Raw genomic sequence first — 12,950 nt, forward strand, 5'->3', positions numbered from 1 at the left:
AATGCTGGCAAGTATCCGTTAAAGACGGGTGATGTTCAACACGTCGCCAGACAGGCTGACTTGCACGCCAGTGCCCCACAGCGGGTCGCGGCGCAGGTCTTCGCATACCTTGTACTGGCCGGCGATGGAAACCATTTCGGCGGTCATCTGCTGGCAGAAGATACGTGCCTTGGTATTGCCTTTGATGCCGGCCAGGGCGCGGCCGCGCATGGCGCCGTACACATGGATGTTGCCATCGGCCAGAAGTTCCGCCCCCGGGCTGACCGAACCGGTCACCACCAGGTCGCCGCCCTGGGCGTAGATCTGCTGGCCGCCACGTACTGGCGAAGTGATGATGCGGGTTGGGCGCACCTCGGGTTCGAGGATTGGCGGCGGGACAGGCGCCGGCTCGGGCTTCTTCACCTCGGGTTCGGGCTCCAGCGGCCGTTCGCGGGCGCCGGATGGCGGCAGCACCGGCAGGTCGATGGCGATGGCGGCGGCGATGTCCTCGATGCGGTTGGCGCGGATGGCCAGGGTACGCAGGCCGTGGTGGCGGCAGATCCGCATCAAGCCGGGCAGGTCGATTGCCCCCTCGTCGGCCGGCAGCTTGTCCAGCGCCAGCACCAGCGGCGTGTTGCTGAAGAAGTTCGGTGCCTGGGCGACTTTGGCCGCCAGTTGGCGGTCGAGGGCTTCAAGGTCATTGCGCGCCAGTTCCAGCACTGTAATGGCGAGCATGCTGCCCTTGAGCTGGAACACGGAGGCGGTGTCGGGTGTGTGGTTTGGGCTCATGGTCTGCATAGACGGCTTGTTGCGAAAAAAGTGCCCTGACTTATAACGATAAGACCGGTTGCCCGCAACATGCGCTGATCCGTTGTAGAATGCGCGGCCTTTGTCTTTCCGGAAGCTTCAATGGAACGCCCGCGTTTTCGTCCCTATTTCCTTCACCCACGTTTCTGGGGCCTGTGGCTGGGCCTGGGCCTGCTGTGGCTGGTGGTCCAGTTGCCGTACCGGGTCCTGTTGAAAGTCGGTGCCGCGCTGGGAGCGGTGATGTACCGCTTTGCCGGGGAGCGGCGGCGCATTGCCGCGCGCAACCTGGAGCTGTGCTTCCCGGAGCTGTCGGTCGACGAACGGCAGCGCCTGCTCAAGGCCAACTTCGCCTCCACCGGTATCGCCTTCTTCGAAATGGCCATGAGCTGGTGGTGGCCCAAGGCCCGGCTGGCGCGTCTGGCCCATGTCGAGGGGCTGGAGCACCTGCAGGCCGCCCAGCAGGCGGGGCAGGGGGCCATCCTGATGGCGGTGCACTTCACCACCCTGGAAATCGGCGCCGCGCTACTGGGCCAGCAGCACACCATCGACGGCATGTACCGCGAGCACGGCAACCCGCTGTTCGACTTCATCCAGCGCAGCGGCCGCGAGCGGCATAACCTCGACTCGCTGGCGGTGGAGCGCGAGGACGTGCGCGGCATGCTCAAGCTGCTGCGTTCGGGCCGGGCGATCTGGTACGCACCCGACCAGGACTACGGCGCCAAGCAGAGCCTGTTCGTGCCACTGTTCGGCATCCCGGCGGCGACGGTGACCGCCACCACCAAGTTTGCCCGGTTGGGCAAGGCACAGGTGATTCCGTTCACCCAGAAGCGCCTGGAGGATGGCAGCGGCTATCGCCTGGTGATCCACCCGCCGCTGGCGGACTTCCCCGGGGAGAGCGAAGAGGCTGACTGCCTGCGCATCAACCAGTGGGTGGAAAGCGTGTTGCGCGAATGCCCCGAGCAGTACCTGTGGGCGCACCGCCGGTTCAAGTCGCGGCCCGAAGGGGAGCCGCGGCTGTATGACAAGAAGAAGCGCTGAATTTTGTTTTGCCTGTGCCGGCCTATTCGCGGGCGCGCCCGCTCCCACAGGTTCCCCGCAGGGCCGGGCATTGTGCGGTCCTGTGGGAGCGGGCAAGCCCGCGAATAGGCCGGGCCTGAAAGCACACCAACCCCAGGAAGGACTCCTATGGCCCCACCCCCGGTAACCGGTCTTATCCTTTCTGGCGGCGGCGCCCGCGCTGCCTACCAGGTCGGCGTGCTGGCCGGCATCGCCGAGCTGCTGCCGGCTGGCGCGCACAACCCGTTCCCGGTCATCGTCGGCACCTCCGCCGGCGCCATCAACGCCGTCACCCTGGCCAGCGGCGCCACCCATTTCAGCGACGCAGTACAACGGCTCACCGCCTTCTGGCAGAACTTCCGCAGCCACCTGGTCATCCGCAGCGACTGGCCCGGTGTAGTCCGCCAGGCCAGCCGCTTCGTCGCCCACAACCTGCTGGGCGTGGGTGGCCCGGCGCCAGTGGCGCTCCTGGACAGCAGCCCATTGCGCGGCTTGCTGCAGGCGCACCTGAACCTGGACGGTATCGCCCACTCCCTGGCCGCCGAGCAACTGCGCGCCGTCGCGGTGACCGCGTTTGGCTACGAGTCCGGCCAGGCGGTGACCTTCTACCAGGGCCGCGGCACCATCGAAGCCTGGTTGCGCCACCGCCGCATCGGCATGCCCACGCCGTTGACCATCGACCACCTGCTGGCCAGCGCGGCCATCCCGCTACTGTTCGCCCCGGTGCGGTTGGGCGATGAATATTTCGGTGATGGCGCGGTACGCCAGTCGGCACCGATCAGCCCGGCCCTGCACCTGGGCGCCAGCCGGGTACTGGTAGTCGGGGTCAGCGGCAACCCGCAGCGGCCGGCGCCACCATTGCCGACCCAGCGGGTGTTCAGCGGCCAGCAGCCGAGCCTGGCGCAGATCGGCGGGCACATGCTCAACAGCACGTTCATTGACAGCCTGGAAGACGACATCGAGCTGCTGCAGCGCCTCAACCACCTGAGCCACCTGTTGCCGGCGCACCTGGACGCCCGGCGCCTGGGCCTGGCGCCAATCGACGTGCTGGTGGTGGCGCCCAGCCAGCCGCTGGACGAAATTGCCGCGCGGCATCGGCGCGAGTTGCCGGCGGCCTTGCGCATGTTCCTGCGCGGGCCGGGGGCGACACGCACCAGCGGGGCGGGGGTGTTGAGCTATTTGCTGTTCGAGGCCAGTTACTGCAGCGAGCTGATAGAGCTGGGGCGAAAGGATGCCTTGGCCAAGAAGCGGGAGCTTTGCCAGTTCCTGGGGATTTGAGGTTGCCTGGCATGGCCCTATCGCCGGCAAGCCAGCTCCCACAGGACCACCAAAGGCCCGGGCATTGTGAGGACCTGTGGGAGCTGGCTTGCCGGCGATAGGGCCGGATCGGCTTACTCGGCTATCTGCAACTTGCGCGCCTGGGTATACACATACCGCACCTTCTCGTACTCGAACGGCGAGTTGAGCTGGCCATAGCGGAATTTGGTGCTGTAGCGCTTGTCCACCACGCGCAGCACGGTAATTTCCGGGTGGTCGCTGCTGGCTTCGGCCACGTTCAGGTAGTTGATCGCCTGTTCGCCTGCATAGTCCACCACCAGCCCGGTGGTATCGCGCAGGTTCGACGGCCCCAGCACCGGCAGCATCAGGTACGGCCCGTCCGGTACGCCATAGAAGCCCAAGGTCTGGCCAAAGTCTTCACTTTGCCGCGGCAGGCCCATCTTGGTCGCCGGGTCCCACAGCCCACCCACGCCGATGATGGTGTTGAACATCAGCCGCGCGGTGATCTCCGCCGAGCGCTTGGCCTTCAACTGCAACACGCTGTTGAACAGGTTCGGCACGTCGCCCAGGTTGTTGAAGAAGTTGGTCACGCCGGTGCGCACGAAGCGCGGGGTGACGTACTGGTAGCCGCTTACCATCGGCAGCAGCACCCATTGGTCCAGGCGGTAGTTGAAGTGATAGACGCGCCGGTTGATCGACTCCAGCGGGTCGTACACGTTCAGCGCTTGCAGGGTGGAGCGTTCGAACTCGCGCTGGTCCAGCCCCGGGTTGAATTTCAGCTCGCGCAACGGGTCGACGAAACCATCGGCCTCGGGCGCCAGTGGTGCTTCGGTGACTTGCGGGTCGGCCTCGATCACGCTGGCCCGGGGGGCGGTTTCGGCTGCCAGGGCCTGGCCGGCGGCGAACAGGGCAGTGGCGAAGAGGAGTTTGTTAACCACGGAAGAACTCCAGCATGGCGTCACTGTTGACGCGGTAATTGAGGTTGCCGCAATGGCCGCCATGGGGGTAAAGGGTCAGGCGCTCACCGAACACCTTGCGCAGGAAGCCGATGTCACCAGGGCCGAGGATGACGTCGTCGGCGTTGTGCATCACGGCGATCTTGTCGCTGCTGCTCAGGTAGTCTTCCAGCGCATACAGGCTGACCTGGTTGACCAGTTGCAGGATGCTGTTGCCGTCGGTGCGGGCCCGCCACATGGGGATGACCTGCTCGGTCATGTAGCAGTCGAAGTCGCACTGCAGGGCACGCTTGAAGAACGGCGTGAGGCTGCTGCCCTCGGTGATCGGGAACTTCGGCGGAATGATCAGGCCGCGGCGGTTGATCAGGTCGGAGGTGAAGGCAATGTCGGCCGCCGAGAAGCGGAACGAGGTGCCGATCAGCATGGCCATCTGCTCGTTGGACAGGTGCTGGCGCGACTGCTGGAAGTCGTACAGCAGGGCTTCATTGAGGTCGATGTAGCCCTTTTCCTGGAAGTAGCGGGTCAGCTTGGCCAGCATCAGCTCGTAGAAGGTGGTGCTGCGGTCGATGCCCTTGACCTGGGTCTGCACCAGCTTGTCCAGGTTGTTGATCGAGGTGTACAGGTTGACCGGCGGGTTCAGCAGCAGCACGCGCTTGAAGTTGAAGCTGCGGCGGGTTTCGTCCAGGTGGCTGACAAAGGCAGCGTCGAGTGCGCCCAGGCTGTAGCCGGTGAGGTAGAACTCGCTGATCGGCAGGCGCGGGTGCTGGGCGCGCACGGCCTGCATCACCCGGTACATGTCTTCGGCATCATCCTGGCTGACGCCTGGGGTGGCGAAGCGCGAGGCGGCGCTCATGAAGTCGTAGCTGGTGGGCGAGGACAGCTGCACCACGTGGAAGCCGGCCTGGTAGAACAGCTTTTTCAGGTATTCGTTGATGCTGCTGGTGTAGGGCGCACCGGTGCCGGCGATGATGAAGATCAGCGGCGCCTCGTGGTCCTGGCGGGCCAGGCGGTACTTGAGCTTCTTCACTGCCCAGAAGTTGTCGGGCAGGGTGAACTCACGGTCCGGGCGCAGGTTGAGGCTGTAGTCGGACTGGCTGATTTCGTCGTCACCGGGCAGGGTGGGGCGCTGGTCCGGCGGCGTGGTGGCGATGGTTGCCTCGAACGGGTTGGTCAAGGGGTAGCCATAGCTTGCGGCGTCGATATCCCGCGCCGAAGCGGCCACAGCCATGAGCAGGCCGCCGAGCAAGGCAGCGAGGCGCAAAGATCGAAGCATGTAATCCCCCAAAAGAACGCAAGGTCGAGCAGTGTGCAGGCTAGGACCACAACGGGGCGGGCAAAGTTGCCAGGCGCGGTGGTCTTTGGTGTGCTTGTTATCTGCAACATAGCTGCAGGGATGTGATTTTGCCTTACAACTGGGCATAAGCGATCATGGATGCTTTCGATTTCCGCTATTGGAGAACTGGATGTCTCGTTCGCTGCCGGCTGCGCTGCTTGTGCTGTTTCTGGGGCTTTGGCTTGCTGCCAGTTATGGCGTGCGCTACGGGCTGATGGAGGACGGGCAGTGGGTGGGGCTGTGCACGGCGCCGGCGGCGTACTGGCAGTGTGAGGTGCGGTCGTTGCTGGGGCTGGGCATTCATCATCAGGTGATGGCCTGGGGCGGGCTGGGGCTGGCGCTGCTGGCGCAGTTGGTTGCCGGGCGTGGCGGCTGGTGGCTGGCAGTGGTGGCGTTGGTGTTCGCGGTGCCGGCACTGGTGCTGTATACCGCCAGCATTGCCGTGTTCGCGCTGGTGCTGGCGGGGTTGCGGCTGGTCAGGTCGCCGGAGTAAGGCTGAAAGGGGCCGCTTTGCGGCCCATCGCAGGCAAGCCAGCTCCCACAGGGACCGCGCCGATTTCATAGGCAGCATAACTCCTGTGGGAGCTGGCTTGCCTGCGATGGAGCGCGAAGCGGTCCCAAGGATATCAGGCCGGGCGCAGGCGCAAGCTCCGCCACAAGGCTGCGGTCATCAGCACACTGACCACTGCCCACCCCCAGGCCTGTTGGTTCTCCAACCCTTCCACAAACAACTGCGGCGCCACCCCGGCACCGACGATGAACGCCAGCAACGCCACCTCCGCCCGCCGCGCCGGCACCGGCCACAGTGCAAATACCAGCGCCGGCAATGCCAACGCTGCGCTGGGGAAGCTGCGATAGCGTGGGTCGAACACCATCGCCAGCATGCTCACCGCCGCGGCAAAACCCGCTGCCAGCAACAGCCAGCCGGCCCGCGCCTGCAGCCAGGCGTACAGGCGCTCGCGCCAGCCCGTGCGCCGCGCCAGGACCAGCACGGCATGGGCCAGCACCAGCAGGTTCAGCCCCGCCAGCAGCACCGCCCACAGCCACTCCCCGGCAAAGCGCGCATGGGTGCGCATCAGCTCGCCCCAAAGCCCCAGGCAGCCTGCCCCAAACGCCGCCAGCAACGGCAGCAGCATGGCCGCCGCCGGGGTGGTGGGGCGCCCGGCAAGCATCAGCATCAGCACCATCAGCAGGGCACTGGCCAGCAACCACTGCGGCCAGTAAGGCAGGTTGCTCACCGGCCCTTCGAGTACGCCCTTGTCCTGCCGGTCGGCATCGTATAGCCCCCAGTAACCGCCGACCGCCCCCTCATTGGCGCGCTTCCATGGCTGGTCGAACGCCTCGATCAGGTTGTAGTGCCAGCCGTTGCTTTCGGCCATGGCCACGAACCCGCGAATGAAGCGCGCCTCGTTGACCCGGCTGGGCTCCGCGGTTTCGCGCTGGCGGCCTTCGCTGGGCCAGCCGGTTTCGCCGATCAGGACGTCCTTCGGCGCGAAGCGTGTGCCGAACACCCGGCGTACATCGGCGACATGGGCCAGGGCTTCGTCGATGCCACGCGGGTCGTCTTCCCAGTAAGGCAGCAGGTGGATAGTCAGGAAGTCCACCGCAGGCGCCACCTGCGGGTGCTGCAACCAGAATTCCCACACATCGGCGTAGGTCACCGGCACCTTGACCTGGCTTTTCACCCGTGCAATCAGCGTGGCCAGGTGCGCGCCAGTCACTTCCTTGCGCAGCAGCGTCTCGTTGCCGACGATCACCGCGCTGACCACGTCGGGGTTGGCATTGGCGGCGGCGATCAGCAGGTCGATTTCTTTCTCGGTGTCGGCCGGGTGGGCGTTGACCCAGGCACCCAGCATCACCTTCAGGCCATGCTTGCGCGCCAGCGCCGGGATTGCCTCAAGACCGGTCTGGGAATAGGTGCGGATGCACTGAAAACGCTCGGCAAGTATCGCCAGGTCGGCATCCATGCGGGCCGGGCGCAGGCGCAACGGCTGGTCGTAGGGTGACTGGTCCTTGTCGAACGGGGTGTACGAGGCGCATTGCAGCTTGTGCGTCGGGCTGGCCGCGTCGGGCAGTTGCACCGGCTTGCCAAGCCCGTACCAGAGCCCTCCGAGCCCGAGCAGGGCGAGCAGGCAGGCAAGCAGGTACAACGGCAGCAGCAGGCGGGTAGAACTGGGCATCGGGCGGTCCATCGTCAGGCGCAAAAGGGTAGATAGTAGCCCGGCGCCAAACCTTTGGCATGCAAGGATCGCGCAGGTCGGCGCAGGCCGATGGCGCTAATGGCATAGTGCTGTCGCATATGGGGCGGCTACAGGTCGTAGCTGGAGCAGGTCGACTATTGTTGCAGGACGATGATGCAAATTCCGAGACCTGACGAGGGGATGCTTTGATGGCTGCTATTACAAGAATGCGACGTTTCCTGGGTGTGGGCACCGCCATGGTACTGGCCATGAGTGCGGCACAGGCAATGGCCAAAGAAGTCAGCATTGGTTACGTGGATGGTTGGGCTGACAGCGTGGCGACCACCAACGTGGCCGCCGAAGTGATCAAGCAGAAACTCGGCTACGACGTGAAGTTGCAGGCCGTGGCCACCGGGATCATGTGGCAGGGCGTGGCAACCGGCAAGCTCGATGCCATGTTGTCGGCCTGGTTGCCGGTGACCCATGGCGAGTACTGGGCCAAGAACAAGGACAACGTGGTCGACTACGGCCCGAACTTCAAGGACGCCAAGATCGGCCTGATCGTCCCTGAATACGTCAAGGCGGTGAGCATCGCCGACCTCAAGACCGACGACACCTTCAAGCAGAAGATCGTCGGCATCGACGCCGGCTCCGGCGTAATGCTCAAGACCGACCAGGCCATCAAGGACTACGACCTGACCGGTTACAAGCTGCAGGCCAGCTCTGGCGCGGCGATGACTGCGGAACTGGGCCGTGCCTATGCCAAGCAGCAGTCGATTGCGGTGACCGGCTGGGTACCGCACTGGATGTTCGCCAAGTGGAAACTGAAGTTCCTCGAAGACCCGAAAGGCGTGTATGGCGCCGCGGAAACCGTGAACAGCATCGGCAGCAAGGAACTGGCCACCAAGGCCCCGGAAGTGGCGGAGTTCCTGAAGAAGTTCAACTGGCAGTCGAAGGACGAGATTGGCGAAGTGATGCTGGCTATCCAGGAAGGCGCCAAGCCTGAAGCGGCGGCCAAGGACTGGGTGGCCAAGCACCCTGAGCGTGTGAAGGAGTGGACTGGCAAATAACAACCTGTCAGGGCCAGTTTTGCTGTTTCGCGGGCACGCCCGCTCCCACAGGATTTTCGCTGCCCTTTAAGCTGGTGCAGTTCCTGTGGGAGCGGGCGTGCCCGCGAATAGGCCATCACTTTGTTACGCAATCGGTAAAACACCGTTGCATCTAAGACTAAGGTCGTCTGGTTGGCGTCCGATAGCCGCATAAAGTAAGGGTCGTGGGTTCCACCCCTATCTGTGCTGCTAGGACAAAAACAATGAACGACAGCATTTACCTCTCGATACAAAACAGCCCCCGCTTCAAGGAGCTGGTCACCAAACGCGAACGGTTCGCCTGGATTCTCTCGGCGATCATGCTCGGCCTGTACTGCGCCTTCATCCTCCTGATCGCCTACGGTCCTCAGATCCTGGGCACCAAGCTCAGCCCTGAGTCGTCGATTACCTGGGGTATTCCCCTGGGCGTCGGCCTGATCGTCTCGGCATTCGTCCTGACCGCCATCTACGTACGCCGCGCCAACGGCGAATTCGATGAGCTGAACAAGGCCATCCTGAAGGAGGCGCAACAATGATTCGCCACGCCAAAGCCCTGGCCGTACTGGCCTGCGGAGCCTTCGCACCCGCCGTGTGGGCCGCCGATGCCCTGACCGGCGAGGTGCAGAAGCAACCGCTGAACGTCTCCGCGATCGCCATGTTCGTGGCCTTCGTCGCCTTCACCCTCGGCATCACCTACTGGGCCTCCAAGCGCAACAAGTCGGCGTCGGACTACTACGCCGCCGGTGGCAAGATCACCGGCTTCCAGAACGGCCTGGCGATTGCCGGCGACTACATGTCGGCCGCCTCGTTCCTGGGTATTTCCGCACTCGTGTTCACCTCTGGCTACGACGGCCTGATCTACTCGATCGGCTTCCTGGTCGGCTGGCCGATCATCCTCTTCCTGATCGCCGAACGCCTGCGCAACCTGGGCAAGTACACCTTCGCCGACGTGGCCTCGTACCGTCTCGGGCAGAAGGAGATCCGCACCCTGTCGGCCTCCGGTTCGCTGGTGGTGGTGGCGTTCTACCTGATCGCGCAGATGGTCGGTGCCGGCAAGCTGATCGAGCTGCTGTTCGGCCTGGACTACCACGTGGCGGTGATCCTGGTGGGCATCCTGATGTGCCTGTACGTCCTGTTCGGCGGCATGCTGGCCACCACCTGGGTACAGATCATCAAGGCCGTGCTGCTGCTGTCCGGTGCCAGCTTCATGGCGCTGATGGTGATGAAGCACGTGGGCTTCGACTTCAACACCCTGTTCTCCGAAGCGATCAAGGTGCACGCCAAGGGCGAGGCGATCATGAGCCCGGGCGGCCTGGTCAAGGACCCGATCTCGGCGTTCTCGCTGGGCCTGGCGCTGATGTTCGGTACCGCCGGCCTGCCGCACATCCTGATGCGCTTCTTCACCGTCAGTGACGCCAAGGAAGCGCGCAAGAGCGTGCTGTACGCCACCGGCTTCATCGGCTACTTCTACATCCTCACCTTCATCATCGGCTTTGGCGCCATCCTGCTGGTCAGCACCAACCCGGACTTCAAGGACGCCGCTGGCGCCCTGCTGGGTGGCAACAACATGGCAGCGGTGCACCTGGCCAACGCCGTGGGTGGCAGCGTGTTCCTCGGCTTCATCTCGGCTGTTGCCTTCGCCACCATCCTGGCAGTGGTTGCCGGCCTGACCCTGGCCGGTGCCTCGGCGGTGTCCCACGACCTGTACGCCAGTGTATGGCGCAAGGGCAAGGCCAACGACAAGGACGAGATCCGCGTGTCGAAGATCACCACCGTCGCCCTGGGCGTACTGGCGATCGGCCTGGGCATCCTGTTCGAGAAGCAGAACATCGCCTTCATGGTCGGCCTGGCGTTCTCCATCGCGGCCAGCTGCAACTTCCCGGTACTGCTGCTCTCGATGTACTGGAAGAAGCTGACCACCCGCGGTGCCATGATCGGCGGCTGGCTGGGCCTGGTGAGTGCGGTGACACTGATGATCCTCGGCCCGACCATCTGGGTGCAGATCCTCGGCCACGAGAAGCCGATCTACCCGTACGAGTACCCGGCGCTGTTCTCGATGCTGATCGCCTTCGTCGGTATCTGGTTCTTCTCGGTCACCGACAAGTCCAAGGCTGCCGAAGACGAACGTGCGCTGTTCTTCCCGCAGTTCGTGCGTTCGCAGACTGGCCTGGGCGCTTCGGGTGCTGTTTCGCACTGATCCTTCCGGCAATGAAAAAACCGCGCCTCGGCGCGGTTTTTTTGTGTTTTCGCCGCTAGATCATGCCTAGTAGCAACAAAACCAGCAGAACTACCAGCACCACGCCGATGATGCCAGACGGGCCATAGCCCCAGCTGCGCGAGTGCGGGAAGACCGGTAAGCCACCAATCAGCAGAAGGATCAGGATGATGATGAGAATCGTGGTCATGACGGAGTCCTTGCGTGGTTGAGGGTCAAGGGCCTCGGACTGCTGGCCTCTTGTAAATAAGGACTGGTGGTGAGTGTCAAAGATTCCATTTGTGTGCTGCCTGTACCGGCCCCTTCGCGGGCTTGCCCGCTCCCACAGGATCATCACAGGCCTGAGGGCAGCGCCGTACCTGTGGGAGCGGGCAAGCCCGCGAAGGGGCCAGTACAGGCTATCCACACAGTCATGTCCCTCTATTCACTACCCTGATAAACCCTGCTGCTACCCGGCCCCTTGTTTAGACTCCTTTCACCAGTCAGCAGAACAAGGCCAGCCACCATGCAAAACCGCATCATGATCACCGGCGCCGGATCCGGCCTCGGTCGCGAGATCGCCCTGCGCTGGGCGCGTGAGTGCTGGCGCCTGGCGCTGGCCGATGTCAATGAAGCCGGCCTGCGCGAAACCCTTGAGCTGGCCCGCGCAGCTGGCGGCGAAGGCTTTGTCCAGCGTTGCGATGTGCGCGACTACAGCCAGCTCACCGCCCTGGCCCAGGCTTGCACCGAACAGTTCGGTGGTATCGACGTGATCGTCAACAACGCCGGCGTCGCTTCGGGCGGGTTCTTCGCCGAACTGTCGCTGGAGGACTGGGACTGGCAGATCGCGGTCAACCTGATGGGCGTGGTCAAGGGCTGCAAGGCCTTCCTGCCGCTGCTGGAGCGCAGCAAGGGGCGGATCATCAACATCGCCTCGATGGCCGCGCTGATGCAGGGCCCGGGCATGAGCAACTACAACGTGGCCAAGGCCGGCGTGCTGGCCCTGTCGGAAAGCCTGCTGGTCGAGCTGCGCCAACTGGAGGTGGCGGTGCACGTGGTGTGCCCGTCGTTCTTCCAGACCAACCTGCTGGACTCGTTCCGCGGGCCGAACCCGGCGATGAAAGCCCAGGTTGGCAAGCTGCTGGAAGGCTCGCCGATCAATGCGGCGGACATCGCCGAGTACATCCACCGGCAGGTTGCCGCTGGCGAGTTCCTGATCCTGCCCCATGAGGCCGGGCGCCAGGCCTGGCAACTGAAGCGCCAGGCCCCTGAGCGGCTGTACGACGAGATGGCCGAAATGGCGGTGAAAATGCGGGCCAAGGCTCAGTCGCGATGATTCGTCTGTAAGGAAAATTACCTGGAAATGTAGGGCGCTTCTGAATCACGGCAGAACTATTGAGTAGCCCTATGCCGTCAAGGCAGGCTCCGGTTTTCCCTTTCGCTGGAGGATCTGAGCATGCTGGTAATAGGGCGCGAAGTGGGAGAGATCATCGTGATTGGTGATGATATTCGGATCATGGTCGTGGAAACGCGGGACGGGGTGGTGCGCTTTGGCGTGGATGCACCACGGCAGGTGCCGGTGCATCGGGCTGAGGTGTACAAGCGCATCAAGGAAGGGCAGAAAGATAAAGCCCGTGGAATCTGATGTTGCCTGTGCCGGCCTCTTCGCGGGCACGCCCGCTCCCACAGGTACTGCACCGCTCTCAAGACTTGTGAAGTTCCTGTGGGAGCGGGCGAGCCCGCGAAGAGGCCATACCTGCTAGTCGAGCAGCTCGCGGGGCACATCATGCTTGGCCAGCAACTGGCACTGCTGGCTTTCCAGGTCGAACAGGATGAACGCCTGGCCCTTGGCCAATGCCTGGCGCACCCGCAGCACGCGGGTTTCCAGCGGGGTGTCGTCGCCGTTGTCGGTACCGTCACGGGTGACGAAGTCCTCGATCAGGCGGGTCAGGGTTTCGGCTTGCAGTTGGTCGTAGGGGATCAGCATGGTGGGCGTTGCCTAGGGTGTTGGTGGGGGCATGCTACGCGAAACATTCGGGATTTTGGGGCCGCGTTGCGGCCCAATCGCCGGCAAGCCGG

At 64.0% G+C, this 12,950-nt stretch carries 14 protein-coding genes; 8 read left to right on the plus strand and 6 right to left on the minus strand.

Annotated elements, in window-relative coordinates:
• Positions 1 to 18: 18 nt before the first annotated feature.
• Positions 19 to 777: a septum site-determining protein MinC gene (minC, locus tag CAG34_RS11010; RefSeq protein WP_025338069.1), complete on the minus strand. Its 759-nt coding sequence runs from the start codon at positions 775 to 777 to the stop codon at positions 19 to 21.
• Between the two features lie 111 nt (positions 778 to 888).
• Here minC and CAG34_RS11015 point away from each other — a divergent pair, with 111 nt between their 5' ends.
• Both CAG34_RS11015 and CAG34_RS11020 read left to right on the plus strand, forming a co-directional pair.
• Complete coding sequence (locus tag CAG34_RS11015; protein ID WP_024086430.1) at positions 889 to 1,824, plus strand: lipid A biosynthesis lauroyl acyltransferase; 936 nt, start codon at positions 889 to 891, stop codon at positions 1,822 to 1,824.
• Positions 1,825 to 1,971: 147 nt separating this feature from the next.
• A complete protein-coding gene (locus tag CAG34_RS11020) occupies positions 1,972 to 3,120 on the plus strand; it encodes a patatin-like phospholipase family protein (protein ID WP_013971426.1) in 1,149 nt (382 codons plus the stop codon).
• Positions 3,121 to 3,233: 113 nt separating this feature from the next.
• Here CAG34_RS11020 and CAG34_RS11025 read toward each other — a convergent pair whose 3' ends face one another.
• Both CAG34_RS11025 and CAG34_RS11030 read right to left on the minus strand, forming a co-directional pair.
• The gene (locus tag CAG34_RS11025; RefSeq protein WP_085589961.1) at positions 3,234 to 4,058 is read right to left on the minus strand and encodes a VacJ family lipoprotein; all 825 of its coding nucleotides are present in this window, start codon (positions 4,056 to 4,058) and stop codon (positions 3,234 to 3,236) included.
• Positions 4,051 to 5,349, minus strand: a complete 1,299-nt coding sequence (locus CAG34_RS11030; RefSeq protein WP_025338072.1) for a serine/threonine protein kinase — start codon at positions 5,347 to 5,349, stop codon at positions 4,051 to 4,053. The genes CAG34_RS11025 and CAG34_RS11030 overlap by 8 nt, the downstream gene beginning before the upstream one ends.
• 190 nt (positions 5,350 to 5,539) lie before the next feature.
• Here CAG34_RS11030 and CAG34_RS11035 point away from each other — a divergent pair, with 190 nt between their 5' ends.
• The gene (locus CAG34_RS11035) at positions 5,540 to 5,902 is read left to right on the plus strand and encodes a hypothetical protein (protein WP_085589963.1); all 363 of its coding nucleotides are present in this window, start codon (positions 5,540 to 5,542) and stop codon (positions 5,900 to 5,902) included.
• Between the two features lie 133 nt (positions 5,903 to 6,035).
• Here the strand turns inward: CAG34_RS11035 and CAG34_RS11040 are convergent, their stop codons facing one another.
• Positions 6,036 to 7,601 carry a beta (1-6) glucans synthase gene (locus tag CAG34_RS11040; RefSeq protein WP_085589965.1) on the minus strand — a complete coding sequence of 522 codons (1,566 nt, stop codon included), beginning with the start codon at positions 7,599 to 7,601 and terminating at the stop codon, positions 6,036 to 6,038.
• A gap of 197 nt (positions 7,602 to 7,798) precedes the next feature.
• On the opposite strand from CAG34_RS11040, the gene CAG34_RS11045 reads away from it, so the two are divergent.
• The 3 genes from CAG34_RS11045 to CAG34_RS11055 all read left to right on the plus strand — a co-directional run bounded on the left by CAG34_RS11045 (position 7,799) and on the right by CAG34_RS11055 (position 10,874).
• Positions 7,799 to 8,659 carry a glycine betaine ABC transporter substrate-binding protein gene (locus CAG34_RS11045; protein ID WP_025338075.1) on the plus strand — a complete coding sequence of 287 codons (861 nt, stop codon included), beginning with the start codon at positions 7,799 to 7,801 and terminating at the stop codon, positions 8,657 to 8,659.
• Positions 8,660 to 8,901: 242 nt separating this feature from the next.
• Positions 8,902 to 9,213, plus strand: coding sequence for a DUF485 domain-containing protein (locus CAG34_RS11050; RefSeq protein ID WP_003260090.1), 312 nt, complete (start codon positions 8,902 to 8,904; stop codon positions 9,211 to 9,213).
• Complete coding sequence (locus CAG34_RS11055) at positions 9,210 to 10,874, plus strand: cation acetate symporter (protein WP_013971432.1); 1,665 nt, start codon at positions 9,210 to 9,212, stop codon at positions 10,872 to 10,874. The genes CAG34_RS11050 and CAG34_RS11055 overlap by 4 nt, the downstream gene beginning before the upstream one ends.
• A 55-nt stretch (positions 10,875 to 10,929) precedes the next feature.
• Here CAG34_RS11055 and CAG34_RS11060 read toward each other — a convergent pair whose 3' ends face one another.
• Positions 10,930 to 11,082, minus strand: coding sequence for a DUF3309 family protein (locus tag CAG34_RS11060; RefSeq protein WP_013971433.1), 153 nt, complete (start codon positions 11,080 to 11,082; stop codon positions 10,930 to 10,932).
• 315 nt (positions 11,083 to 11,397) lie between these two features.
• Here CAG34_RS11060 and CAG34_RS11065 point away from each other — a divergent pair, with 315 nt between their 5' ends.
• Complete coding sequence (locus CAG34_RS11065) at positions 11,398 to 12,207, plus strand: SDR family oxidoreductase (protein ID WP_085589968.1); 810 nt, start codon at positions 11,398 to 11,400, stop codon at positions 12,205 to 12,207.
• Between the two features lie 120 nt (positions 12,208 to 12,327).
• Positions 12,328 to 12,516, plus strand: a complete 189-nt coding sequence (gene csrA / locus CAG34_RS11070; protein ID WP_085589970.1) for a carbon storage regulator CsrA — start codon at positions 12,328 to 12,330, stop codon at positions 12,514 to 12,516.
• Between the two features lie 114 nt (positions 12,517 to 12,630).
• Here the strand turns inward: csrA and CAG34_RS11075 are convergent, their stop codons facing one another.
• Complete coding sequence (locus CAG34_RS11075; RefSeq protein ID WP_003252629.1) at positions 12,631 to 12,858, minus strand: YheU family protein; 228 nt, start codon at positions 12,856 to 12,858, stop codon at positions 12,631 to 12,633.
• Between the last annotated feature and the right edge of the window lie 92 nt (positions 12,859 to 12,950).

It is taken from the genome of Pseudomonas sp. B14(2017), from assembly GCF_002113255.1.
In the GTDB taxonomy this organism is placed as follows: Bacteria; Pseudomonadota; Gammaproteobacteria; order Pseudomonadales; family Pseudomonadaceae; genus Aquipseudomonas; species Aquipseudomonas putida_Z.

Coding starts and splice junctions, on each gene's coding strand:
- minC (WP_025338069.1), bottom strand. CDS start 777: ATGCAGACCATGAGCCCAAACCACACACCCGACACCGCCTCCGTGTTC.
- CAG34_RS11015 (WP_024086430.1), top strand. CDS start 889: ATGGAACGCCCGCGTTTTCGTCCCTATTTCCTTCACCCACGTTTCTGG.
- CAG34_RS11020 (WP_013971426.1), top strand. CDS start 1,972: ATGGCCCCACCCCCGGTAACCGGTCTTATCCTTTCTGGCGGCGGCGCC.
- CAG34_RS11030 (WP_025338072.1), bottom strand. CDS start 5,349: ATGCTTCGATCTTTGCGCCTCGCTGCCTTGCTCGGCGGCCTGCTCATG.
- CAG34_RS11035 (WP_085589963.1), top strand. CDS start 5,540: ATGTCTCGTTCGCTGCCGGCTGCGCTGCTTGTGCTGTTTCTGGGGCTT.
- CAG34_RS11040 (WP_085589965.1), bottom strand. CDS start 7,601: ATGGACCGCCCGATGCCCAGTTCTACCCGCCTGCTGCTGCCGTTGTAC.
- CAG34_RS11045 (WP_025338075.1), top strand. CDS start 7,799: ATGGCTGCTATTACAAGAATGCGACGTTTCCTGGGTGTGGGCACCGCC.
- CAG34_RS11050 (WP_003260090.1), top strand. CDS start 8,902: ATGAACGACAGCATTTACCTCTCGATACAAAACAGCCCCCGCTTCAAG.
- CAG34_RS11055 (WP_013971432.1), top strand. CDS start 9,210: ATGATTCGCCACGCCAAAGCCCTGGCCGTACTGGCCTGCGGAGCCTTC.
- CAG34_RS11060 (WP_013971433.1), bottom strand. CDS start 11,082: ATGACCACGATTCTCATCATCATCCTGATCCTTCTGCTGATTGGTGGC.
- CAG34_RS11065 (WP_085589968.1), top strand. CDS start 11,398: ATGCAAAACCGCATCATGATCACCGGCGCCGGATCCGGCCTCGGTCGC.
- csrA (WP_085589970.1), top strand. CDS start 12,328: ATGCTGGTAATAGGGCGCGAAGTGGGAGAGATCATCGTGATTGGTGAT.
- CAG34_RS11075 (WP_003252629.1), bottom strand. CDS start 12,858: ATGCTGATCCCCTACGACCAACTGCAAGCCGAAACCCTGACCCGCCTG.